Here is a 22,718-nt window from a genome sequence, read left to right on the forward strand (position 1 = left end):
TTTACTATTGATTTTCATTACGATTGCTTTTGTTACTGATGTACGGAAAGCGGTGATCCCCAACAAATTAACCATTATCGGAGCGGTTGCTGGAATCATGTTGAATGTGTCGATAAGCGGACTGAACGGATTAGCTTTCTCGCTTATAGGGGCAGGGAGTGCACTTTTCGCGATGTTCCTACTCTATCTTATAGGTGCTCTTGGAGCAGGAGATGTAAAGCTGTTTACCGCTATAGGAGCTATGATGGGCTTTAGTTTTGTTTTTCAATTAATGCTGTATTCCATACTCTGCGCCGCATTAATAGGTCTTGTCTTACTACTGATGCACAAACAAATGGCAGCCACGGGGCAGAAGATATTGAAATGGCTTTTTTCAATTATCGTGCTGCATGATCTGAACATCGTAAAGGGGATGAAACGTGATGCCAATATCAAGTTTCCGTTTATGTATGCCGTTATGCCAGCCGTCGCAATGACCTGGTATTACTCTATTTAAGATGAGGTGGGCCTGTGACAGAGGAATTATTCGGACTGCGATATGAATTTGTATATCAACATGGCCATTGTATGCGTCTTTTTAAAGATGGTGGGGAAGGTTTGACCGTTGAAGCTCTTTCAACTTTGCAAATTAAGATGCTTGAGGCTAACACGATACCAAACATGCTTCCGCTTGAAATCCAGGAGATCGATCATCGAGTAAGCCTGCTTTACAGCATAACAGCTAAGAGAATGCTTGCTCAGGTTCTTAAAGTTGAAGAGCTTACCAAAATTCAATTCGCCAAGCTTATGTACGCCATTGTTTGTGCTATAGATGAAAGTAAAAACTATATGCTGCATGAGACGGGATTTGTGTTGAAAGATAATTTCATCTTTATTGGCAGTGACTGGTCCGATGTATTTTTGACATATGTGCCAATGGAACAAGGTATGAAGGAATACTCTGTATATAATGCATTAAAGGATTTAATGAGGCAGATTAATTCGAAGTTGAATGACAAAATAAGGGAAGATATAGACAGTTGGTTAGAATCTGATACATCGTCAAGTACGCCGCAAAGTCTCCAAAATCTCAAAATGAACCTGTTGAAACTTATGGATCCGCAACCTCCGGTTCAAGAGGGGCTGCCAAAGCCGGTCTGGAAACATAACGTAAAGATGATCAACACAACGGATTCGATTGTTGAGTCGCCGATAAATACGCCAATAGCGGATGTGCAACAAGAAATAAACAATAGTCAAACTGCCGCTTTTTATCCAATCACACAGAGAACGCAATTCATAGTCCTTATTGGTATCATACTCGTAATGGCTTTTCTCTGGCAGCATTATGTATCTTCTCCCTCAACTAGTTCGCTGCACCTGTCAGCAGGAATGACTATTTTATTAGCAGATGTATGGTTTGTATTAAAATTTTTTGGGCTGCCGCGGTACAGAAGTGCCGATGAAAAGCAGGTGCCGCTCTTTTCCGATAAACCGGAGAACCATTTTGAAAATAAGAAAGAAGCAGTTACGGTATCTAAAGTTGAATCGCCCGATATTCAAAGTCATTATCAAAACTTACATATGCATACAACATTAATTCAAAACAACGCTAGGAATGCAACCGTTTTTCTAGGAAACCTTAAGCCGGAAGGGCCAAGGCTCGAAGTGCAAATTCAAGGTATGCCGAAATCAGTGCCAATCTTTAGCGATCATTTCACGATCGGCCGAGGAGATGCGAATTTAAAAGCGGATTATGTCTTGGAAGAAGCGGGTGTTTCCAGAATCCATGCTGAGATAACAAAATGTGAAAAGGGTTATGCACTGAAGGATACAGGCTCCACGAATGGAACTTCTCTCAATGGAGAAACGATAGTTACCTATCAATCTTACTTGCTAAAAGATGGCGACGAGATTCAAATTGTGTGCCAAACCTTGATATTTCGACATTGAAAATTTAACTATTTCCTGTCTAGCTCTAGCAGTGGTATAATAAGAAGTCACGAGTATGTGCGATTTTTTAACAGACAGGAGTTTAGATTTTTAAAATGAGTCTTTTGACGATAGAAGATTTGAGCCACAGTTTCGGGGATCGAACGTTGTTTAAAAATGTTTCCTTCCGTCTACTGGCAGGCGAGCGCGTCGGCATAGTTGGAGCAAATGGTGTGGGAAAATCCACATTAATGAATATATTGACCGGAAAATTATTGAAAGACACAGGGAAAGTAGAATGGACGCCAAGAGTTCATTACGGGTATTTGGATCAGCACTCGGTACTAACGCCAGGCAAAACGATTCGTGATATTTTACGCGATGCTTTCCTACCTCTTTTTGAAGAAGAGAGAGCGATGATGGCCATTACGGAAAAGATGGCGGATGCTTCGCCGGAAGAACTGGAAGTTCTTCTTGAACAAATGGGTGAGATCCAGGAGCGTCTGGAAATCGGCGGTTTCTACTTGCTGGATGTCAAAATCGAAGAGATGGCAAACGGACTTGGCCTTAACGTCATTGGTTTAGACCGTGATGTAACATCGTTAAGCGGTGGGCAGCGGACCAAAGTTCTTTTGGCTAAGCTACTTTTGGAGAAACCAACGGTGCTGCTGTTAGACGAGCCTACGAACTATTTGGACGTCGAACACATTGAGTGGTTGAAAAACTATCTCAAAGATTATCCTTTTGCGTTTATGCTGATTTCACATGATACGGAATTCATGAATGAAGTCGTTAACGTAATCTATCACTTGGAATTTACGAAGCTGACTCGTTATACTGCGAATTATGAGAAATTCCTGGATATGGCGGAAATGAACAAATCGCAACATATCGATGCCTATGAGAAGCAGCAGGAGTACATCAAAAAACAGGAAGACTTTATTGCTCGCAATAAAGCCAGGGCTTCGACCTCTACGCGTGCCAAAAGCCGTCAAAAGCAGTTGGAGAAAGTGGATCGAATCGAAAAGCCGGAAACTGCGATGAAACCAACGTTCATATTTAAGGAATCTCGTACAAGTGGTAGAATCGTATTTGAGGCGGAGAATTTGGAAATCGGGTATGACCGACCGCTTTTACCGAAAATGAATGTGACGATTGAACGCGGCGAGAAAATTGCGATCGTTGGCTGCAACGGTGTGGGGAAATCTACACTGCTCAAAACGATTCTAGGGAAAATTGAACCTTTCAGCGGCAAAACGTATCAAGGCGATTACTTAAGCCCGGCTTACTTTGAGCAAGAGGTTAAAGCGCCCAATATGACGCCGATTGACGATGTTTGGAATGAGTTTTCTTCGATGAATCAGAATGAAGTCAGAGGCGCTCTGGCAAGATGCGGTTTGAAAAATGAGCACATCACGCGTGCCATGAGCATGCTCAGCGGGGGAGAGCAAGCCAAAGTCAGGCTTTGTAAACTGCTGATGAGGGAAAGCAACTGGCTGTTGTTCGATGAGCCTACCAACCATTTGGACGTTGTGGCCAAAGAAGAACTTCAAAGAGCTTTGATCGCTTATAAAGGAACCGTTTTGCTTGTTTGCCACGAACCGGAATTTTATGAAGGTTGGGTAACCAGAGTTTGGAATGTGGAAGAATGGTCGGCCAAAGCAAAAGTCACGAATTAACCAATTAGGAGGAAATGTCCATGTTAACTCATGTTGTGTTTTTTAAGCTCAAAGATCGTAGTCCTGAAGCGGTGGAAGTAACGAAAGCAGTTCTTACGAACATGGAAGGGAAAATTCCGGTGTTGCGCCATATTGAAGTAGGGACGGATATTCTTCATTTGGAGCGTTCGTATGATATTGCATTGATTACAAAATTCGATTCCGTTGAAGATTTAAAAACATATGACACGCACCCTATTCATGAAGGTGTGAAGGCCCATATGAAGACAGTACTTGATGGGACTTCCATTTGTGTTGATTTTGTAAGCTAATCGGGTTTGAAAAACATAAGGGAACAGTGTAGTATCCTTAGAAGGGGTTAGCATTGCGGCTTATGCCGCTAGCGCAGCTAAAATTCCTAGGCTGCACTGTTTTTTGTGTGTTTACAGGTATCTTCATATTTTATAGAAAAGGGAGGAATCCCGAGTGAAATCCAAATTAAATAAAGCTTATATGACGGAAGTGCTCGAGATGCTGCTGCGTACGCCAAGTCCGACTGGTTACACGCACCACATTATGAAAAAGGTCGAACAAGAAGTGAATAAGCTTGGTTATGAGCTTACATATACGAATAAGGGCTGCGGTATTGTGACGGTTCCGGGTGTCCGTAATGACCGGGTTATTGGTATTTCTGCGCATGTGGATACCCTTGGTGCTATGGTTCGTTCTATTAAAGAGAACGGCACGCTTAAGATCACTTCATTGGGCGGATTCATGATGGGCGCTATTGAGAATGAATATGTTCAAATTCATACACGCGACGAACGCGTGTATGATGGGACAATTCTCACTTCAAGACCATCTGTACACGTATATGAAGATGCCAGAGAGTTCAAACGCGATGAAGCTCATATGGAAGTGCGCATTGATGAGCTTGTAAAGTCCAAAAAAGAAGTTCAGGATCTTGGAATCCGGGTTGGAGATTACATTTCGTTCGATCCGCGTGTACAAGTGAAGGAAAATGGCCTCGTGAAATCTCGTCATTTGGATGATAAAGCAAGTGTAGCTTCGTTATTCGGTTTGCTAAGACTTATCAAAGAAGAAGGGCTGCAGCCGCTCTTCACGATAAAACTGTTTTTCTCCAATTATGAAGAGGTTGGGCATGGGTCATCTTTTATTCCGGAAGATATTACGGATTTGATTGCCGTAGATATGGGTGCGCTTGGCGATGACTTGAGCGGTAGCGAACGTGATGTTTCTATTTGCGCGAAGGATTCGTCAGGTCCTTATGACTATCAAATGACTTCCAAAATGATTGAGCTTTCCGAGAAGCTGGAAATCGGCTACGCCGTTGATATTTATCCAAGGTATGGCTCAGACGCTTCGGCCGCTCTCAGAGGCGGACGCGATATTCGCGCCGCGCTGATAGGTCCTGGCGTTCATGCGTCACACAGCATGGAGAGGACGCATATGGATGCTGTAGTTAACACAGCAGCGCTTCTTGCAGCCTATGTCATGGAGCCAGTGGAAGCATGAACATTTTGAGTGCAGTTAATATTACCAAAACCTATGGCGACAAGGTTTTGTTCGATGACATCACGTTCACGGTGAACGAGAAGCAGCGCATCGGTCTCATTGGCGTGAACGGCACAGGCAAGTCCACGCTGCTGAAGCTGCTGGCGGGACTGGAAACAGCGGATCGCGGCAAACTCGTGCACGCGAACCATTTCCGAGTGGAATACTTGCCGCAGAACCCGGAGTTCGATCCGAACTCCACCGTGCTTGAGCAAGTATTCCACGGCGACACGCCGCTCATGAAGACGCTGCGCGACTATGAGCTGGCCCTGGCTGAGCTGGAGCTTGATGCCTCCAGCGAGAAAAAGCAGGCGCGGCTGTTCACAGCCCAGTCGCGCATGGATGAACAAGGTGCGTGGGAAGCCAGCACCTTGGCCAAAACCGTGCTGATGAAGCTGGGCATCAGCGAGTTCGACAAACCCGTCGGCCTGCTGTCCGGCGGGCAGCGCAAACGCGTCGCTATGGCGCGCGTTCTGATCCAACCCGCCGATCTGCTCATCCTGGATGAGCCGACGAACCATATCGACAACGAGACCGCAATCTGGCTCGAGGAATTCCTCGGCAAGTGGCGCGGCGCATTGCTGCTCGTTACCCATGACCGGTACTTCCTGGAGCGGGTGACGAACCGCATCCTGGAACTGGACCGGGGCAAGATCTACAGCTACGAGGGCAACTATGAGGCGTTCCTCGAGAAAAAAGCGGAGCGGATGGAATCCGAAGCCGCCAGCGAAGATAAGCGGCAGAATCTCATGCGCCGCGAGTTGGCTTGGCTCCGTCGCGGCGCGAAAGCGCGCACGACGAAGCAGAAGGCGCGCGTGCAGCGCGCCGAAGAGCTGCGGGACACCAAGGTGGATGGTCCCGCTGACAAGCTGGACATGGCGCTGGCTGGCAGCCGCCTTGGCAAAAAGGTGATGGAGCTGGAAGCCGTCACCAAAGCTTTCCCAGGCGGGAAGACGCTGCTGAGCGGCTTCAGCTACATCGTGATGCCGAAGGATCGCCTCGGCATCATTGGCCCTAACGGCAGCGGCAAATCTACGCTGCTGAACATGCTCGCCGGGCGTATTCAGCCCGACAGCGGGACGATCGAGACCGGCCAAACCGTGAAACTCGCGTATTACACGCAAGAAACGGTCGAGATGGATGAAAAGATGCGCGTCATCGACTACATCAAGGAAGCAGCTGAATTAGTTCGCACGTCTGACGGCGAGACAATACCCGCGTCGCAAATGCTTGAGCGCTTCCTGTTCTCCCCTACACTGCAGTGGTCGCCTATTGGGAAGCTATCAGGCGGCGAGCGCCGCAGACTATATTTGCTGCGTACGCTTATGGGAGAACCGAATGTTCTGCTCCTCGATGAGCCGACGAACGATTTGGACATCCAAACATTGACCATACTGGAAGATTATCTGGATCATTTCCCAGGGGCGGTTATTACCGTGTCCCATGATCGGTACTTTTTGGATCGCACGGTTACGCATCTGTTTGCTTTTGATGGCCAGGGAGGAATCGAGCCTTACATTGGCAACTACTCCGACTATTTGGAGGAGAAGCAAGAGCAAGAAGAAGCGGAGCAGGCACACAAAGAATTGGCGCGTCAAGCAAGTAGCAATACTGGCTCTAGCAAAACAGCGGTCAATCAATCAGCAGCTTCCAGCGGCTCAGCCAATACAAACCGTCCTAAGAAACTGACTTTCAAAGAACAGAAGGAATGGGATGAAATCGAGGGGACGATTGCGGCTTTGGAAGACAAGGCGACAAGCTTGAAACAGCAGATTGAAGCGGCTGGCAGCGACTTTGACCGTGTTCGCGATTTGTATGAGCAGGAGCAGCAAACAACGGCCGATTTGGAAGCAGCAATGGAAAGATGGACTTATTTATCCGAGTTGGTAGAAGAAATAGAGCGAAATAAGTTATGATAGAAGAAACTATAATAAAGGCAGGTAAGTATTCCACATGATTAATGTTAATAACGTAACGCTTCGTTACGGCAAAAGAGCCCTTTTCGAAGACGCTAATATTAAATTTACTCCAGGTAACTGTTATGGTCTGATCGGCGCGAACGGTGCAGGAAAATCCACATTTCTAAAAATTCTCTCTGGTGAAATTGAGCCGAACACAGGCGAAGTATCGATCACTCCAGGGGAAAGAATGGCTGTTCTAAAACAAAACCATTACGAGTTTGACGAAATCGAAGTTTTGAAAACCGTTGTGATGGGGCATGCTCGTTTGTTCAAAATCATGGAAGAGAAGGATGCGCTCTATGCAAAAGCGGATTTCTCTGAAGAAGATGGTATGAGAGCTGCTGAACTCGAAGGTGAGTTCCAGGATCTGGACGGTTGGCAGGCGGAATCCGATGCGGCAGAACTACTAATTGGTCTGGGCATCCCAACTTCCTTGCATGATACGAAGATGAAAGACCTCGACGGTAACGAGAAGGTTCGTGTACTCTTGGCGCAAGCGTTGTTCGGCAATCCGAACATTTTGCTGCTCGATGAGCCTACCAACCATTTGAACTTAGAGTCGATTAAATGGCTGGAGAACTTCCTAGCACGTTTTGAAGGCACCGTTATCGTTGTATCCCATGATCGTCATTTCCTGAACCAAGTATGTACACACATTGCGGATATTGATTTTGGTAAAATTCAAATGTACGTGGGTAACTATGATTGGTGGTATGAATCCAGCCAATTGGCTCTGAGACTTACAAGAGATGCTAATAAGAAAACAGAAGAAAAACGTAAAGAATTGGAAGCTTTTATCGCTCGATTTAGTGCGAATGCATCCAAATCCAAGCAAGCAACTTCCCGTAAAAAACAACTTGAGAAGCTTACTCTTGAAGATATTCGTCCTTCCAGCCGTAAATATCCGTTCATTCACTTCAAAGGTGAGCGTGAAGCTGGGAAGCAGCTGCTTGCTGTTGAAAGTATTTCCAAAACGATTGATGGCGTTAAAGTTTTGGATAATATCACGTTCACGCTTAACAAAGGGGATAAAGTTGCGTTTGTTGGTCCGGATGGTATCGCCAAAACGACGCTTTTCAAAATCCTCATGGGTGAGATGGAAGCAGACTCGGGCACGTACACATGGGGAGTTACAACTTCACAAGCGTATTTCCCAAAAGATAGTCAAGAATATTTCAATTCCGAATTAAACTTGGTGGATTGGCTTCGCCAGTATTCCAAAGACCCAGACGAGTCATTCCTTCGTGGTTTCTTAGGACGTATGTTGTTCTCTGGTGAAGAAGCTTTGAAAAAAGCTAACGTTCTTTCCGGGGGAGAAAAAGTACGCTGCATGTTCTCCAAAATGATGCTAAGCGGTGCCAATGTTCTCATTCTTGATGAGCCTACGAACCACTTGGATCTGGAATCCATCACAGCGCTTAATAACGGCCTTGTTGATTTCGACGGCACGATGTTGTTCGTTTCCCATGACCATCAGTTCATTCAAACGATCGCAAATCGCGTCATGGAAATTACACCAAAAGGATTCATCGATAAAATGCTTACGTATGATGAATACCTGGAAAGTGAAGATGTGAAAAAATTGCGCGAAGCTCAATACGCATAAGAACAAATGAAAAGCGCCCTGATGTTTGACTCTCAGGGCGCTTTTACCTACATAGCTCTAGCTTCCGCCAGTACGACGGCGTTGATTATTTACTTTTTTCGTCATTTGACTTTTGGCACTTTGGTTGGTATTGCCTGCTTGTTTAGGGTTTGCACGTGCTGCGGCTTGATCCGCTTTCTTCTGAGCTAACTTTTGTTTGATGGCATCGGCTAGGCTTACTTTCTTAGGACCCTGTTGTTCTTCCAGCTGATCTTGTGGCTTGTCTGACATAGAAACACCTTCTTTACCGTGATATGTTAATAGTATAATCGAATCAAACAAAAGATGAAAGAAGGTGTGAACGATGTTTGACCCAACGATCTATGACAACATTAAGGTTGTTTTGGAAGGAGCCGTCTACGACTTGGATTTGGATGGCAAAATTATTATCACACGCCGGGAAGATCTTGTGGATCTGTCTTCCATGTCCCGAACGTATGCGATTGAATTTGCAAGAAAGATCGACAAGCCGAGCAAAGCTGAAATCAATTTGCATGTTCATTTAAGCGATTTGGCTGCTGAAATTTTAGAGAATCCTACAGCTAAACCGGGATGTACGCTTACGATTAAGCTTTTCACGAAGGTTAAGAACCCGGAAATGGAATGTAAGCATATCGAAGAGCAGTTAGGCCTCATCTGGGAGCATCGTCCACAAATCACACAACTTCTTTCTTACAAATACGGCATTTTTCCGTTGGTTTATCATAATCAAATTACACTTTCATTCGGCAGAAAAATCGATGAAAGCCATTTGGATGATTTCCCCCATCTGATCGGTTATGCGGCTGACAGTTTGGCTTGGTTAGATGAACGAGGAGGTTAGCATGAAGGAACTGTCTCAACAGGAATTGTTGGAGATCGTTAACAGGCAGGAGGAGTCCTTTTCTGTATTTTTGTACACGCCGTTTTGTGGAACCTGCAAAGTGACTGAACGTATGCTGGAGATCATTATGACCATGCAGCCTTCTTTGCCGCTTTATAAAAGCAATATTAATTTTCTGCCGCAAATTAGCCGTGAATGGCAAGTGACCAGCGTGCCGTGCATTGCTATTTTTGAACAGGGACATGACAAACAATTGATTTACCGCATGCAATCGGTGGATGAGCTATATCGCAAACTGCTGCCACTGAGCAGCAAATAACTATAGGAGATGATAAGAATGAGCAGCTTTCAAATAGGAGATCACGTCATTGCTGAGTATAAGACTGGGGTTTATTATGGTGAAATAGTGGAAATGTCGAGTACAATGAAAGCGGCAGTGCGCATCTTGGCTGTAAAAGAACATCCAACTCAAGGGGACTTGCATAATCCAATGGACCCAAACGTTGCTTTTTTTCATCAAAGACGGGCGTTATCGTTCCAGGAGATTGCTTTAATGCCAATTTCAACGATACGTTCCTATGCGGGCGCTATTCCCGAATATCAAGTATCACTGGAGAGAGCGCTAATGGCTCAAATCTCTAAGCTGTCGGAAATGGAAGCATGGGCTAGGCGCTCTCTTCAGGAGCTTAGTCAATTGCAGCAAGAATATTTCCCAAAGTCGAATTAAGAAACTTCTAAATACAATTTTGTTCCGTCGTTATACTTGAAAATAGCGACATCACCAATGATCTCGATGAGCGAGATCATTTTTAATTTGCGGCGAAATTCGAAATGAAGTTCAAACTCCTTCAGCTTACTGGACAACAATTCCATATGTGAACTGCGATGTGTGAAATTAAGCACGGGAATGGATTTGTTTTTGAATTTAATGGTAACTGCTTGCATGTTAAGCCCTCCTTCACGTCTTCCATCTGGAAAAAGTACCAGCTGGTCTACATATTTAGGATACATTTCAAATGTTAAGTATGTGTGAGACAAACTATTAAAAAAGTTTTAGCATCTTATTATATGTAAAGAATAGCGAGAGAGGGCTAGTTCCCAAAGAATCTTTTGAAATTAATCGGGATACCCGTCTGCATTTGATTCAACTGAGCGATAGATTGGCGGTTGCGGGGAAAGATAAGCACAATTATAATAAGAAAGATTGTAATCAAACATGTTTTTGGGGGGATTTAGATGACAGCAGGAAAACCAATCAGAATCGGGATTATCGGTTCCGGAAACATCGGAAATGTACATATGGAAGTGATAAAAAAAGTGCCGGAGGCAGAAATTGCCGCGGTAACGGATGTGTACTTACCACTCGCAGAGGCCAGAGCTAAGCAGTATAACATTGAGAAGGTATATGAAAGTTCGGACAAGCTTCTCGCTGATCCAAGCATTGATGCGGTTGTTATTGCTGTATCCAATGAGTGGCATGCGCCTTTAGCCATTCAAGCGCTAGAAGCAGGTAAACATGTCATGCTGGAGAAGCCTATGGCGCTTAATCTCGAATCGGCTAGACAAATTGTAGAAGCAGAGCGCAAGGCAGGCAAAGTGTTGATGATCCCACACCAGCTGCGGTGGGAGGTTCTTTCACAGGCCGTCAAACAACAGGTTGATAAAGGCGCACTAGGCCATATTTATCATGCCAAAGCAGGCTGGATGAGACGTAAAGGGATTCCGGGCTGGGGAACCTGGTTTACACAGATGGGGAAATCGGGCGGCGGTCCGTTAATTGATCTAGGTGTACATATGTTAGATCTATCCCTCTATTTGATGGGGAATCCAAAACCGGTTTCGGTTTATGGGGCAACCTATGCGGAATTTGGTCCGCGCAAAAAAGGGATCGGCTCTTGGGGGACACCGAACTGGGAAGGGCAATATGATGTAGAAGATTTGGCTACAGCGTTGATTAAGCTCGATAATGGTGCAACCCTATCGCTTGATGTCAGCTGGGCTGCGCTCATCGAAACGGATAGCCAGCCTTACGTGCAGCTGCTTGGTTCCGAAGGAGGCGCTTCGATTCGCGGCAATAAAGGTAAGCTTCTTGCAGAAATGTTTGACCGCGAAGCGGATGTGGATCTGACTGTGCCTGAGCTGGACGAAGGACCTCGTGTGCGTATGCTGAGACATTTCCTATCGTGTATCGAAAGCGGTCAACAACCAATTACCTCTGTGATGACAGGTTATACGAATAATTTAATTCTAGATGCGATTTACCAATCCTCACAAACCGGCAATGAAGTTAAATTGAATTGGGACATCGAGTAGACAGGGGCTGCAGCAAGTGAATTGGGAGTTATTTAGCATCATCGGGACGATCGCTTTCGCAGTCAGTGGAGCGATTGTTGCGATGGAAGAGGAATATGATATTCTAGGGGTCTATGTTCTTGGGCTCGTAACGGCATTCGGCGGCGGTGTCATTCGAAATTTGCTAATTGGCAAACCCGTCGTTTTGCTATGGGAGCAAGGGTTATATTTTCAAATCGCCTTATTTGCTATGACTTTAGTTTTCTTGATGCCTGTCAAATACATTCGGGTGTGGAAGACGTGGGAAGCTTTCTTTGATGCTATCGGTTTGGCAGCCTTCTCCATTCAAGGTGCGTTCTATGCAACGAATATGGGGCATCCTTTAAGTGCTGTCATCGTAGCAGCCGTATTAACGGGGATTGGCGGTGGAATGGTCCGGGACGTACTGGCTGGCCGTAAGCCGCTTGTACTGAAGGACGAAATCTATGCCGTATGGGGCATGCTGGCCGGTGCATTGGTTGGTTTGGGCTGGTCGCAAGGTGCTTGGCAGATATCCGTGCTTTTTGCACTTATCGTCATTTTGAGAATGTTATCCGTATTTTATAAATGGAAGCTGCCAAAACGTTCTTTGCGCAATGCAATCGCGGCATCAACACGTAGATCAGACTCATAGCTTAACCGCTAAATACCTGGATAAATTTTAAAAAATCAAGATGAGGAAAGAGGTGATTAAAAATGGAACAGGAAGCATCATTCCTTCACCATCAAAAGATTTCCGCTGAAACGATGGCAGCACGCATTGTTCCTGTAAAAGAATTGCTTCAGACAGAATTGGATCTGTATGAAGTATCCAAAGATTCAGAAACGGGTGAGCATTATCTCCATTATGCTTACATGCACCGCGATTTCACAAATACCGGAGAGCCGGAGTCGTTTCATTATTTGCTGCCGATTGACAGCGATGATGTGCTCGGAATGATTTTTGGAGAGCAGGGTTATGCGTATCCGGAGTTTTGGCGTAAAGCTTTTCTGCGCAATGGCCCGGAAGGTTTCTACATCTGGTTCGACCCCACGCATGAAGCTGAGCAGTCAGAGGACGAAGCTATCGCTGCGGATTTGCTAAACAAGCTGAGAGCTTTTAAAGAAAACGGTTCGGCTGATCCGGATGCGGTTCGAAAATTGCTCGAAGAATTGGACGAAACTCGTAAAAAAGAAGATTAGGATGTTGTTAAAGCCTGCTTGCCAATGAATCAATTGGAGGCGGGCTTTTTTTATTATTTAGTAAAAAAGGGGATAAATGACCATATTAAAGCTAATCGTTATTTTTCAGGAAGGAGGGTGAAATGATGAGTATAGAGTCATATCAATTCGCTAATCTAGGGGCACATGAAGATCTGTTGGAAGATCTACGCAGGCTTGAATCCCGGATGAGAGAGCAATTGGGGTATGAGATCTCCTTAATTGCTTACACACCGGAAACGAAGGACATCAGCAAGAAATAAAGAAAGAAGGGGGAGCTTTTAGATGAAAAAAACGTTGATCCAACTTACACTTTCGATCGTGTTAGTAAGCACAGCCGCTGGCTGCACCGCCGCAAGTCCGAACAATCATGCAGGAGCAAGTTCCTCAAATCCGAATGCGGGCTCATGGGATACGAGTCTCAGGAACAATGAGAATTCTTCACTGGGCGCTAAAAGTGTTAATCAATCCCCGCTGCCTTCGATGCAGCGATCTACGCTTGATAACGTTAAAGCGCACACAAATACACATTTGACGATGAACCGTGATTTGGCAGATAGCATTATTCAAGCGGCTCACCTCGGGAACACAGCTGTTGCATTTACGGATAACAACATTTATATTGCGGTAGATATGGGCGGGATGCAAGCCATGGGTGCCGATAATGACGGCATGAAAATGCTTAGTAAAACAAACGACCCGGAAACCGGGGCTGGGTTGTTCGGTTCAGGAGCCGGAGCTCAGATGGATTGGCTCTCGGCCAAGCCTTTGCCAGCAGAAAGCGCTAGCGCCATCAGGAGTTTGCTCACACGGATTTATCCGGAAGCAAATATTTTCATTTCTACGAACCCGCATTTCGTGAACCGCATGATGTATTATGATGCTCAGCAGCAAAACAACAAACATATGGATACGTATCTCAACGAATTTAACACTATGATCCAGTATGCTTTCCCAAGCTACTCTACGGGCCAAAGAAACACGCTGCCTTAAAATAAGACCATTTGCGAAAGCTTCACTCATCTCCCTCAGCTTCCTGCTGAGGGTTTTGTCATAGTTTCCGGATGGTCCACGAATTAGAAAAAAAGGAGTATGACGATGATTGGGCAGAAGACTGTGATTGATCGGCATGACACGTCAACATTTAAAAATGAGCAATAAATTTAAAGTTCGAGCTTACTGCAGTTCACGCCAATGTGACTATGTACATCCCGATGATGTCATCCAAGCCATTAATGGGGAAACCTCTTATGCATTGGCGCAGCTGTATAACGAGTTGCCATCCAAGCCAATCTGCCCCAAATGTGGAGAAGCGATGGCATTCTACTCATATTCGGTTATCGAACAACCGTGGCTGCCTTGAAAGGCTTGACAACGTTAGCTTTCCTGATAAATAGTAAGAGAACAAAGGAATCAGGAGAGGAACATTAGCGAATATGTTAACAGAAGCTATACCGCAAGATATCCGTGAGCAGCTGGAACAAAAGAGAGCACAGACGAACGCGACCGCAGAGGATGCGAAATTAATCGGGGCAGCTGCCTTTGAGGCGCCTAGGGAAGATATTCTGATCGATAGTGTTATTGCGCTTTTCTTGGGTAAAAATGTCCTGCTCAAAGGCCCGACAGGTTCGGGAAAAACGAAGCTTGCCGAGCATGTTTCGGCGATTTTTAATCAACCGATGCACGCCGTAAACTGTTCAACGGATTTGGATGCCGAAGCTTTACTCGGGTTCAAAACGTTGTCCCATGACGAGCAAGGCCGTTCAGAGATTGTTTTCATTCCTGGACCGATCATGAAAGCGATGACGAAGGGACATTTTCTATACATAGACGAAATTAATATGGCAAAACCGGAGACCTTGTCACTCATCAATGGTGTTCTGGATTATCGGAGATCGATTACGAATCCATTCACTGGGGAAGTTATCACCGCTCACCCTGATTTCAGAGTGGTTGCTGCGATTAATGAAGGCTATATGGGAACCGTGCCATTGAACGAAGCATTGAAAAACAGGTTTGTGACCGTAGATATTCCTTATTTGCAAGGGGAAGCGTTGTACAAGCTTTTGAAAAGCAAGTCTGTTTTGCGTGACGACAAGCAATTGAGAACTTATGTGCAGCTATCGGCTGATTTGTTAACCTTAATCGAGATGGGGCAGCTGCCTGATGAAGCGGGGTCGATCCGAGCATTGCTCGATGCTTGTGATCTTACGGCTTATATTCCGCCGATGCGAGCAGTGGCGAGAGCAATTGCCGACAAATTGGAGGATGAAAGGGAACGTGCGGCTGTGATCAATGCGGCTGAAACGTTATTTTAAGCCATGTTTGTAGGAAAAATAAGTATGCTTGAGGATAAAATCGACGCTAATCTGCAAATGCAGTTAGTGGATTTAGCCCGCATGTTCACAAAACGCAAGGAGCTTGAGGTGGAAGCCGCCTTTCACGCTGATTATGAAGAAAACTCGGCTCGTATGACCGTTAGCCAGTTCTGGTGGGATTATCCGCCATTGGATAAAGCTGCGGGGATGAAAAGCGATGTGTACCTCCGAGGCATTGGAACAGCATGGTTTACCAGCGCAGAGGTTGTAAAGTCCTACCTTAAGGGTAGTCAACAAGCATCCCTCCCCAAGCTGGCAAACTCGCTTTTTGCCTTGTGTGAGGATATGCGTTTGGAGCGTATTTGCCGTGCGCGCAGACCCGGGACGACGCGAGTATTCGCTGTGCGGCATCGTATTTATGGAGCTTATTTTGGTCATAAATTGCGTGCGCATTTGAGTAAAGGCGAACTGGCCGATGCCGTCCTTTTATTGATTTACGGCTGGTTTACCGGAGCGGAGTGGAGCGCTGCGGAAAGCGTGGGTTTGAATGCGCGGCTCACATCGTTATATCCGATTTTAGAAGGCATCGAGGAAGCCGAACATACGGCCCAAGTAGCTGCTGGCTGTGAGGAAATGATGGACGCGCTATCTTATTGGCTGGATAGAGATGCGAGTTCCGCGTATTTCTGGATGCAGCCGGGGGGCGGCGTGGCGGAGCCGCTGCCCGCGGGGTATCAAGGCGAGCTGAAGCGCGCTAAGCGGCTCGCCAACGATGATGTGCTCCCCGAGCAGGACGGGGAGCGTCAATTGCCGGGCCAGGAGCGCCTGCCGACCTGGCACCGCGAAAGCAGCGACCGCAGCCCGGGGCTGCTGCGGTTTGAGCTGGAGCGCGGCTCACGCACCGCCGCGCTCGGTTCTGCGCCGCGCGAGGGCGACGCGGCCGATCAGGCGCTCGCCATCGCCCAGGGGCGCTCGCTGCGCGCCCAGCGCACCGGCGCCGCCTCCGGCGAGCGGCGCGGACAGGCTCCCGTGCCCGCTGCCGCGGGGCACGGAGAGGGCGCAGTCGCCGCGTTCGCGACGGCGACTTGGCTGGCGCCTGAGCGGCCAACTGCTGCGCAGGAGGCCGCCTTCAGGCGCCTGAGCGAGCGCGCAGCGCCGCTCGCGAAGCCCTTGCAGCGTGCGATTCGGCGCACGCTGGAGCAGAAGCGGATAGCCCCGCGCGGCGATCGGCTGTTCGGGCGGCTCGATAAGCGGCTGACGCGAGCCTTCACACAAGAGATGCCGCGCCTCTTCTATAAGAAGCGCGCGCCGATCCCGCAGCTCGACGCCGCATTCGCGCTGCTTGTCGACTGCTCCGCGTCCATGTACGACAAAATGGACGAAACCAAACTGGGACTCGTATTATTCCACGAGACCCTCCAGTCCTTGCGAATCCCCCACGAAATCGTGGGATTCTGGGAGGATGCGGACCGCGTGACGGAGCATGAAGCGCCCAACCTGTTCCAGGTTGCCGTGGACTTCAGCTCCTCCCTCGCTCCTGGCAGCGGTGCGGCTCTCATGCAGCTCGAGCCGCAGCAGGACAATCGCGACGGCTTCGCGATCCGCTGCATGACAGAGCGCTTGCTGCGGCGTGCTGAGCGGCAGCGCATCCTCTTGGTATTCTCGGATGGAGAACCGTCCGCAGCGAATTATAATGACGTAGGCATTTTGGATACCTACGAAGCTGTAATGCGAGCACGGAGGCTGGGGATCGAGGTCATTTCCATCTTTTTGGCGAGCGGAGGTACCGTTCACGAAACCGAACGGGCTGCGATGCGCAATATGTATGGGAGAAGCAGCATAGTTGTGCCACGTGTGGAGGAGTTAACCGAGCAGCTCGTGCCGATTTTACGCAAACTTTTGCTGAAATCTATCTTTTAATGTCGAAATCCTTTACAATAGATCAGGGTATTTGCGCAGGATAACTGGCTAATTACCCTGTTTATGCCATTCTTGTTATGTTTATTTACATACATATCCATTTGCTGTTATAAGTTTACTTCCGTTTGGAAAACATTAAGGGGGAAATCATTTCATGTACGGTGCACCATTATCAAACAAAGCGAAGAAAATCATGTTGCTGGGATCAGGAGAGCTCGGGAAGGAAGTTGTCATCGAAGCACAGCGCCTGGGGATTGAGACCATTGCCGTGGATCGTTACGCGCATGCTCCGGCTATGCAAGTCGCGCATCGCAGCCATGTGATCAATATGTTAGACGGGGAGCAGCTTAGGGCTTTGATCGAGCAAGAGCGGCCGGATCTAATCGTACCTGAAATTGAAGCCATTGCTACACCTGAGCTTGTAGAACTTGAGAAAGAAGGTTACCGGGTAATCCCAACAGCAACTGCCTCTCGATTAACGATGGACCGGGAAGGCATTCGCCGTCTTGCCTCCGAAACGTTGGAACTGAGAACAGCCAAGTATGCTTTTGCCAACAGCCTTGAAGAGCTGCATGCTGCTGTTGCGGAAATCGGGACGCCTTGCGTTATTAAGCCGATCATGAGTTCCTCCGGTAAAGGTCAAAGTGTGTGCCGCACGCCTGAAAATGTGGAACAATCGTGGAACATTGCCATGGAGGGCGGACGTGCTAAGAACGCTCGCGTCATTGTTGAAGAATTCATTCATTTTGAGTCTGAAATCACGCTGCTAACTGTTCGCTCTGTCTCCGGAACGACCTATTGTGAGCCCATCGGCCACATCCAAAAAGACGGGGACTACATCGAATCCTGGCAGCCGCACGCCATGACGGAGCAGCAAATTCTTGATGCGCAGCATATGGCCAAAACGATTACAGACGCACTTGGCGGCTACGGCCTCTATGGCGTTGAGCTATTTTTGACTAAAGATGGCGTGTACTTCAGTGAGGTATCGCCTCGTCCGCATGACACGGGGATGGTTACCATGGCGACACAGGATTTGAGCGAATTTGCTCTGCACGCGAGAGCGATTCTTGGATTGCCGATTACGGGCATTCGTCTATTAACGCCAGGGGCAAGCTACACGCTCAAGGCAGATCGCGAGCAAGTGGAATATACAATCAGCGGGCTAGAAGAAGCGTTGTCCGTTCCGAATACGCAAGTTCGCGTCTTTGGCAAGCCGGAGACGAAAGTCGGCCGCCGTATGGCAGTTGCGCTCAGCAGCGGGGAATCTGTTGAGGAAGCGCGCAGTCTGGCAAAGCAAGCCGCAGGCAAGCTTAAACTAAACTACGAATAAGAAATCATACATGATCAGCCATCAGGAGGAAACGACATGGAAGCTAAACCAGCAAGACTCTCCCGAACCGTGTTGACCGAAATTATTTTGCCTGCTGACACCAATTATCACAATACCGTGTTTGGCGGACGTGTGATGCAGTACATCGACAAAGTTGCAACAATCGCCTCCATGCGTCATTCGCGCAGGGGGGTTGTCACCGCTTCAAGCGACAGCTTGGACTTTTATGCGCCTGTTAAACTTGGTGAGGCTATTCAACTAGAGGCATTCGTCACCTGGACGCACCGGAGCTCCATGGAAGTATTCGTGAAAATTGAATCGGAAAACCTGTTGACCGGCGAAAAAAAACGCACAGCCAATTCCTATTTAACTTTCGTCGCTCTGGATGAGTATGGCCAGCCTGTTGCGGTTCCGGGCATTATCCCCGAGACGGAAGAGGAGAAACGACTTTTCGAAACGGCTGAGATGCGGTATGCCGCACGCAAGCTGCGGAAAGAGGAGCGAAATTTACAACTGTAGTCGACATTGACTTCCACATCGAGCAGATCCCTTACGGGGTCTGCTTTTTTTATAGGAGCTATTCATGAAAAGAAAGATATTTCGATCTTTGATCTTCGCCATTATTTTAGTTATTGTGTACTATGCTTTTCAAATGCTGATGGGCGTCTATCTCACTTGGAAATACGTGCCGGACATCCTTGATTCGTATTCTGCGATTGATACCTTCGGAAGTCATCAAGTTGCTTTTGGGGTTAAAGCTGCACCTGTTGAAGTGGTGGCTGAAGTTATCATCATCATGGTGATTGGTGTCGTTACCTATTTCTCGGGGAGCTATGTAACGAAGAAAATAAGAAACCCTTGAAACCTGTCATCTCCAACAGCGTATTAGAAATAAATCGGTTTTATTTTCAACTTAAACTATTCGGAGGTAATCTCACAATGAATGCACATGAAATTGATTATCGTATTTTAGGCAATGAAATGCAGTACGTAGAAATTGAGCTCGACCCGGGTGAAAGCGTTGTGGCGGAAGCTGGCAGCATGATGATGATGGATCAGAACATCCAGATGGAGACGATTTTTGGTGACGGCAGCAGCGATAATAAAGGATTCATGGGCAAGCTTCTGGGAGCGGGCAAACGGTTATTAACCGGCGAAAGCTTATTTATGACCGTGTTCACGAACCAAAGCCGTGGCGGGAAAGAGCAAGTTAGTTTTGCAGCGCCATATCCCGGTAAAATTATTCCGATGGACTTGTCGATGCTGGGGGGACGACTCATCTGTCAAAAAGATTCCTTCCTTTGCGCAGCGAAAGGCGTTTCTGTTGGTATTGCGTTTCAGCGTAAGCTGGGGGCTGGTTTCTTCGGCGGCGAAGGCTTTATTATGCAGAAAATTGAAGGCGATGGCTTGGCCTTCGTTCATGCTGGCGGTTCGATTTGCGAGCGTGTGCTTCGTCCAGGTGAAGTCATTCGCGTAGATACGGGCTGTTTGGTTGCCATGACGCAAGATGTGGATTATGACATCGAGATGGTGAAGGGCGTGAAAACAGCGCTATTTGGCGGTGAAGGCTTATTCTTCGCAACGCTTCGAGGTCCTGGGCGTGTATGGATTCAATCTTTGCCATTCAGCAGGCTGGCAGATCGGATGGCAGCGGCATCAAGACCAGGCGGCAGGAAAGAAGAGGGAAGTATCTTAGGCGGTTTAGGCAATTTATTGGATGGGGACGGAAGATAAGTTCATTCGTCCGCACAAAGAAGCCCGGCAGCGAATCTGACACTCGCTCCGGGCTTTTTTGTAACTGTTTTACTTGGCTCCGCCTTCTGCGAGGATTGTTTCCCAGATTGCGCCTTTACCATACAATTCTTTGTTGACTTTATCCCAACCGCCAAGATATTCGATATTGAATACGCCGGCAGGTGTAGTGTAGTTTTTCTCATACTGCTTAGCAACTTCAGGAAGTACGGAGCGGAAGCCTTTATCAGCAAATACTTTTTGAGCATCAGGGCTCCATAGGTATTCGAGGAATGCTTGAACCGCTTCACGGTTTCCGTGTTTATCTACGTTTTTATCAATGAGTGCAACTGGGTTTTCAATCGTCGTCGTGTACTGCGGGATTACTTCTACATATTTTTTACCGGATTGAATCCGGGAAATGAGCTCATTTTCATAAGTGACGATGGCATCGCCTACGCCTTTGTCGAAGGTCGCAAGGGAATCGGCGCCGCTTTTATCAAGCACTTTGATGTTTTTGTAGACTTTGGCCAAATAATCCTTGGCGAACGCAGGATCTTTTTTGCCAGCCGCTTCGGAAGTTTTCAATCCAGCCCCATAAATGGCGTTAATGTCCCATTTGGCTCCGCCGGACGTGCTTGGATTCGGGATCAACACTTCCACGCCTGGTTTTGTTAAGTCAGTCCAGTCTTTGATGCCTTTTGGATTGCCTTCACGAACTCCGATTGCTGCGATCGAAGCAGTAATGTTGCCTTTATAAGGGTTGTTTTTCCAGTCGTGCGTGATCAAGCCTTTTTCTACGATTTTTTGGATGTCACCTTCAAGGGAAAGAGGGGCGATATCCGCTTCAAAACCTTGGATAATCGCGGTAGCTTGCGAACCGGATGCCACATAGGATTCTTGGAATTCTACGGTTTGGCCGGTTTTCTTTTTCCACTCTTCTTTAAATTTCGGTAAAATGACGTCAAATGAATCTTTAAGAATGGAATAAGCGCCAATTGTGATCGTTACTTTTTCAGCTTTAGGTGCAGAGCTTGCCGCTGTTGTAGCTGCAGCTGTTGCCGCGGCAGATGGAGCGGGTGTGCTGGCCGATTTTGTACCTGTGCCGCATGCCGTAAGCGCGATACTTGCAGTGAATAACGCAGCAGTGACAAGACCTAGTGATTTGAATTTTTTCATGGTTTACAACTCCCCTTCATGTGTAAGCTTATTTTTTTATATAAAAACAGGCAGCGGATCTTGTTTAGCCTGATTTTCAATGACAATATTCTCGGTTTTGGTGAAGACGGAAATTTGATGGATCAAAATATTCACGTCATCGCCTGGTTGATAAATTTTTTCTTTTACGGATTGATATGCGAATAGCTTAATGGCGCCAGTATCGATTTCTAGATACCAGGAATCCCCGCGGAAGTGGACATGCGTCACTTTCCCTTTCTCTCCAGCGGTTGCCAGATGGCTCACGTCATGAGGGCGAACCTCAATAGCTTCCGGTCGAATCAACACGTTCACACCCGGCAGCCATTTGCCGTCCTGCTGGATCTCATCTAAGTAAGGGAACCCGACTAGAGGCGTATATTGTGAGATCACATTAGATTCACCGATGAAAGACGCCACGAATGAGGATGCCGGTTTCGTATAAATTTCCCAAGGACTGCCTTGCTGCTCGATTTTCCCGCCTTGGACGAGAATGATTTCATCAGCAACTTCGATGGCTTCATCTTGGTCATGCGTAACGAAGAGGGTCGTGACTTTAAATTCATCGATCAGGTTACGCAGCCAGAGGCGCAGTTCTTTACGAATTTTGGCGTCGATAGCGGCAAAAGGTTCATCCAGCAGCAGCAGTTGAGGTTCTGGAGCCAATGCTCTGGCGAAAGCAACCCGTTGGCGCTGTCCACCGGAAAGCTGATGAGGGTATTTGCGCTCATTGCCGGCAAGCCCCATTAAATTCAGCAGATAGGTCACTCGGTCATGAATGAATTCCTTCGGCTTTTTGAGAACTTTGAGGCCGTAAGCGACATTGTCAAACACGGTCATATGTTTAAAAAGGGCATAGCTTTGAAAAACGAAGCCAATTCCTCTTTCTTGAACAGGCAGATGTGTAGCAAGCTTCCCGTCGAAATAAATGTCACCTGTCGTCGGGCTCTCGAGGCCGGACAACATGCGCAGAATGGACGTTTTACCGCCGCCGCTGGGACCGATCAAACCAACGAGATGCCCTTTCGTTATGCTGAAATTAACATCTTTAATGGCATGAAAGGATCCGAAATTTTTATTTAAATTTTTAACTTCGATATGCATACAGGGTTCCT

General features: G+C 47.1%; 26 protein-coding genes. 22 read left to right on the forward strand and 4 right to left on the reverse strand.

The window, feature by feature from the left end:
- Positions 1-7: 7 nt before the first annotated feature.
- The 7 genes from GON05_RS31015 (at position 8) to GON05_RS31045 (ending at position 8,711) form a co-directional block, all read left to right on the forward strand.
- Positions 8-496 carry an A24 family peptidase gene (locus GON05_RS31015; RefSeq protein WP_157324765.1) on the forward strand — a complete coding sequence of 163 codons (489 nt, stop codon included), beginning with the start codon at positions 8-10 and terminating at the stop codon, positions 494-496.
- A 14-nt stretch (positions 497-510) separates the two neighbouring features.
- Positions 511-1,932 (forward strand): DUF6382 domain-containing protein, encoded by a 1,422-nt coding sequence (locus tag GON05_RS31020; RefSeq protein WP_157324767.1) that lies wholly within the window; start codon positions 511-513, stop codon positions 1,930-1,932.
- Between the two features lie 95 nt (positions 1,933-2,027).
- Positions 2,028-3,590 carry an ABC-F family ATP-binding cassette domain-containing protein gene (locus GON05_RS31025; RefSeq protein ID WP_127451750.1) on the forward strand — a complete coding sequence of 521 codons (1,563 nt, stop codon included), beginning with the start codon at positions 2,028-2,030 and terminating at the stop codon, positions 3,588-3,590.
- 20 nt (positions 3,591-3,610) lie between these two features.
- The gene (locus GON05_RS31030; RefSeq protein WP_127451752.1) at positions 3,611-3,901 is read left to right on the forward strand and encodes a Dabb family protein; all 291 of its coding nucleotides are present in this window, start codon (positions 3,611-3,613) and stop codon (positions 3,899-3,901) included.
- A 181-nt stretch (positions 3,902-4,082) separates the two neighbouring features.
- Positions 4,083-5,105, forward strand: coding sequence for a M42 family metallopeptidase (locus tag GON05_RS31035; RefSeq protein ID WP_157324879.1), 1,023 nt, complete (start codon positions 4,083-4,085; stop codon positions 5,103-5,105).
- Positions 5,102-7,060 carry an ABC-F family ATP-binding cassette domain-containing protein gene (locus GON05_RS31040; protein WP_157324768.1) on the forward strand — a complete coding sequence of 653 codons (1,959 nt, stop codon included), beginning with the start codon at positions 5,102-5,104 and terminating at the stop codon, positions 7,058-7,060. Before GON05_RS31035 ends, GON05_RS31040 begins: the two co-directional genes overlap by 4 nt.
- Positions 7,061-7,097: 37 nt before the next feature.
- Positions 7,098-8,711, forward strand: a complete 1,614-nt coding sequence (locus GON05_RS31045) for an ABC-F family ATP-binding cassette domain-containing protein (protein ID WP_157324770.1) — start codon at positions 7,098-7,100, stop codon at positions 8,709-8,711.
- 57 nt (positions 8,712-8,768) lie between these two features.
- Here GON05_RS31045 and GON05_RS31050 read toward each other — a convergent pair whose 3' ends face one another.
- Positions 8,769-8,981 carry a hypothetical protein gene (locus GON05_RS31050; protein WP_145655009.1) on the reverse strand — a complete coding sequence of 71 codons (213 nt, stop codon included), beginning with the start codon at positions 8,979-8,981 and terminating at the stop codon, positions 8,769-8,771.
- A gap of 73 nt (positions 8,982-9,054) precedes the next feature.
- Between GON05_RS31050 and GON05_RS31055 the strand changes: the two genes are divergently transcribed.
- From GON05_RS31055 to kapB, 3 genes are read left to right on the forward strand one after another with little or no spacing between them, the layout of a single operon-like run.
- A complete protein-coding gene (locus GON05_RS31055; RefSeq protein ID WP_127451762.1) occupies positions 9,055-9,573 on the forward strand; it encodes a hypothetical protein in 519 nt (172 codons plus the stop codon).
- 1 nt (position 9,574) lies between these two features.
- Positions 9,575-9,892, forward strand: a complete 318-nt coding sequence (locus GON05_RS31060) for a thioredoxin family protein (protein WP_157324772.1) — start codon at positions 9,575-9,577, stop codon at positions 9,890-9,892.
- Between the two features lie 18 nt (positions 9,893-9,910).
- On the forward strand, positions 9,911-10,300 hold the full coding sequence (kapB, locus tag GON05_RS31065) for a kinase-associated lipoprotein KapB (protein ID WP_246239597.1): 390 nt from the start codon (positions 9,911-9,913) through the stop codon (positions 10,298-10,300).
- On the opposite strand, the gene GON05_RS31070 is transcribed toward kapB, so the two are convergent.
- Complete coding sequence (locus GON05_RS31070) at positions 10,297-10,518, reverse strand: hypothetical protein (RefSeq protein WP_127451768.1); 222 nt, start codon at positions 10,516-10,518, stop codon at positions 10,297-10,299. The two genes, kapB and GON05_RS31070, sit on opposite strands and share 4 nt — an antisense overlap.
- A 291-nt stretch (positions 10,519-10,809) precedes the next feature.
- On the opposite strand from GON05_RS31070, the gene GON05_RS31075 reads away from it, so the two are divergent.
- From GON05_RS31075 to GON05_RS31130, 12 genes are all read left to right on the forward strand, one after another.
- The gene (locus GON05_RS31075) at positions 10,810-11,886 is read left to right on the forward strand and encodes a Gfo/Idh/MocA family protein (protein ID WP_157324776.1); all 1,077 of its coding nucleotides are present in this window, start codon (positions 10,810-10,812) and stop codon (positions 11,884-11,886) included.
- Positions 11,887-11,902: 16 nt separating this feature from the next.
- The gene (locus GON05_RS31080) at positions 11,903-12,538 is read left to right on the forward strand and encodes a trimeric intracellular cation channel family protein (protein ID WP_181646366.1); all 636 of its coding nucleotides are present in this window, start codon (positions 11,903-11,905) and stop codon (positions 12,536-12,538) included.
- A 62-nt stretch (positions 12,539-12,600) separates the two neighbouring features.
- Positions 12,601-13,086: a hypothetical protein gene (locus tag GON05_RS31085; RefSeq protein WP_157324778.1), complete on the forward strand. Its 486-nt coding sequence runs from the start codon at positions 12,601-12,603 to the stop codon at positions 13,084-13,086.
- Positions 13,087-13,211: 125 nt separating this feature from the next.
- A complete protein-coding gene (locus GON05_RS31090; RefSeq protein WP_157324780.1) occupies positions 13,212-13,367 on the forward strand; it encodes a hypothetical protein in 156 nt (51 codons plus the stop codon).
- Between the two features lie 22 nt (positions 13,368-13,389).
- Complete coding sequence (locus tag GON05_RS31095) at positions 13,390-14,097, forward strand: hypothetical protein (protein WP_157324782.1); 708 nt, start codon at positions 13,390-13,392, stop codon at positions 14,095-14,097.
- Positions 14,098-14,233: 136 nt separating this feature from the next.
- The gene (locus GON05_RS31100) at positions 14,234-14,467 is read left to right on the forward strand and encodes a hypothetical protein (RefSeq protein WP_157324783.1); all 234 of its coding nucleotides are present in this window, start codon (positions 14,234-14,236) and stop codon (positions 14,465-14,467) included.
- Between the two features lie 73 nt (positions 14,468-14,540).
- Positions 14,541-15,422, forward strand: a complete 882-nt coding sequence (locus tag GON05_RS31105; protein ID WP_157324785.1) for an ATP-binding protein — start codon at positions 14,541-14,543, stop codon at positions 15,420-15,422.
- A 24-nt stretch (positions 15,423-15,446) separates the two neighbouring features.
- Positions 15,447-17,342 carry a nitric oxide reductase activation protein NorD gene (locus GON05_RS31110; RefSeq protein WP_246239599.1) on the forward strand — a complete coding sequence of 632 codons (1,896 nt, stop codon included), beginning with the start codon at positions 15,447-15,449 and terminating at the stop codon, positions 17,340-17,342.
- A 154-nt stretch (positions 17,343-17,496) separates the two neighbouring features.
- Positions 17,497-18,675 (forward strand): formate-dependent phosphoribosylglycinamide formyltransferase, encoded by a 1,179-nt coding sequence (purT, locus tag GON05_RS31115; protein ID WP_157324789.1) that lies wholly within the window; start codon positions 17,497-17,499, stop codon positions 18,673-18,675.
- 36 nt (positions 18,676-18,711) lie between these two features.
- Positions 18,712-19,194, forward strand: coding sequence for an acyl-CoA thioesterase (locus tag GON05_RS31120; protein ID WP_157324791.1), 483 nt, complete (start codon positions 18,712-18,714; stop codon positions 19,192-19,194).
- 64 nt (positions 19,195-19,258) lie between these two features.
- On the forward strand, positions 19,259-19,537 hold the full coding sequence (locus GON05_RS31125) for a hypothetical protein (protein ID WP_157324793.1): 279 nt from the start codon (positions 19,259-19,261) through the stop codon (positions 19,535-19,537).
- A gap of 77 nt (positions 19,538-19,614) precedes the next feature.
- On the forward strand, positions 19,615-20,409 hold the full coding sequence (locus GON05_RS31130) for a TIGR00266 family protein (protein ID WP_127456533.1): 795 nt from the start codon (positions 19,615-19,617) through the stop codon (positions 20,407-20,409).
- Between the two features lie 69 nt (positions 20,410-20,478).
- Here the strand turns inward: GON05_RS31130 and GON05_RS31135 are convergent, their stop codons facing one another.
- Both GON05_RS31135 and GON05_RS31140 read right to left on the reverse strand, forming a co-directional pair.
- Positions 20,479-21,585 carry a sulfate ABC transporter substrate-binding protein gene (locus GON05_RS31135; RefSeq protein ID WP_157324795.1) on the reverse strand — a complete coding sequence of 369 codons (1,107 nt, stop codon included), beginning with the start codon at positions 21,583-21,585 and terminating at the stop codon, positions 20,479-20,481.
- A gap of 36 nt (positions 21,586-21,621) precedes the next feature.
- Positions 21,622-22,707, reverse strand: coding sequence for an ABC transporter ATP-binding protein (locus tag GON05_RS31140; RefSeq protein WP_157324797.1), 1,086 nt, complete (start codon positions 22,705-22,707; stop codon positions 21,622-21,624).
- Positions 22,708-22,718: the final 11 nt, after the last annotated feature.

Origin of the sequence: Paenibacillus anseongensis (genome assembly GCF_009757995.1) — a bacterium.
GTDB lineage: Bacteria > Bacillota > Bacilli > Paenibacillales > NBRC-103111 > Paenibacillus_E > Paenibacillus_E chondroitinus.

Bases quoted from the DNA above. Each gene is read 5' to 3' on its own strand.
- GON05_RS31030 (WP_127451752.1), top strand. From the start codon at position 3,611: ATGTTAACTCATGTTGTGTTTTTTAAGCTCAAAGATCGTAGTCCTGAA.
- GON05_RS31035 (WP_157324879.1), top strand. From the start codon at position 4,083: ATGACGGAAGTGCTCGAGATGCTGCTGCGTACGCCAAGTCCGACTGGT.
- GON05_RS31050 (WP_145655009.1), bottom strand. From the start codon at position 8,981: ATGTCAGACAAGCCACAAGATCAGCTGGAAGAACAACAGGGTCCTAAG.
- GON05_RS31085 (WP_157324778.1), top strand. From the start codon at position 12,601: ATGGAACAGGAAGCATCATTCCTTCACCATCAAAAGATTTCCGCTGAA.
- GON05_RS31040 (WP_157324768.1), top strand. From the start codon at position 5,102: ATGAACATTTTGAGTGCAGTTAATATTACCAAAACCTATGGCGACAAG.
- purT (WP_157324789.1), top strand. From the start codon at position 17,497: ATGTACGGTGCACCATTATCAAACAAAGCGAAGAAAATCATGTTGCTG.
- GON05_RS31125 (WP_157324793.1), top strand. From the start codon at position 19,259: ATGAAAAGAAAGATATTTCGATCTTTGATCTTCGCCATTATTTTAGTT.
- GON05_RS31130 (WP_127456533.1), top strand. From the start codon at position 19,615: ATGAATGCACATGAAATTGATTATCGTATTTTAGGCAATGAAATGCAG.
- GON05_RS31025 (WP_127451750.1), top strand. From the start codon at position 2,028: ATGAGTCTTTTGACGATAGAAGATTTGAGCCACAGTTTCGGGGATCGA.
- kapB (WP_246239597.1), top strand. From the start codon at position 9,911: ATGAGCAGCTTTCAAATAGGAGATCACGTCATTGCTGAGTATAAGACT.
- GON05_RS31090 (WP_157324780.1), top strand. From the start codon at position 13,212: ATGAGTATAGAGTCATATCAATTCGCTAATCTAGGGGCACATGAAGAT.
- GON05_RS31110 (WP_246239599.1), top strand. From the start codon at position 15,447: ATGCTTGAGGATAAAATCGACGCTAATCTGCAAATGCAGTTAGTGGAT.
- GON05_RS31075 (WP_157324776.1), top strand. From the start codon at position 10,810: ATGACAGCAGGAAAACCAATCAGAATCGGGATTATCGGTTCCGGAAAC.
- GON05_RS31120 (WP_157324791.1), top strand. From the start codon at position 18,712: ATGGAAGCTAAACCAGCAAGACTCTCCCGAACCGTGTTGACCGAAATT.
- GON05_RS31070 (WP_127451768.1), bottom strand. From the start codon at position 10,518: ATGCAAGCAGTTACCATTAAATTCAAAAACAAATCCATTCCCGTGCTT.
- GON05_RS31055 (WP_127451762.1), top strand. From the start codon at position 9,055: ATGTTTGACCCAACGATCTATGACAACATTAAGGTTGTTTTGGAAGGA.
- GON05_RS31095 (WP_157324782.1), top strand. From the start codon at position 13,390: ATGAAAAAAACGTTGATCCAACTTACACTTTCGATCGTGTTAGTAAGC.
- GON05_RS31105 (WP_157324785.1), top strand. From the start codon at position 14,541: ATGTTAACAGAAGCTATACCGCAAGATATCCGTGAGCAGCTGGAACAA.
- GON05_RS31140 (WP_157324797.1), bottom strand. From the start codon at position 22,707: ATGCATATCGAAGTTAAAAATTTAAATAAAAATTTCGGATCCTTTCAT.
- GON05_RS31060 (WP_157324772.1), top strand. From the start codon at position 9,575: ATGAAGGAACTGTCTCAACAGGAATTGTTGGAGATCGTTAACAGGCAG.
- GON05_RS31045 (WP_157324770.1), top strand. From the start codon at position 7,098: ATGATTAATGTTAATAACGTAACGCTTCGTTACGGCAAAAGAGCCCTT.
- GON05_RS31100 (WP_157324783.1), top strand. From the start codon at position 14,234: ATGACACGTCAACATTTAAAAATGAGCAATAAATTTAAAGTTCGAGCT.
- GON05_RS31135 (WP_157324795.1), bottom strand. From the start codon at position 21,585: ATGAAAAAATTCAAATCACTAGGTCTTGTCACTGCTGCGTTATTCACT.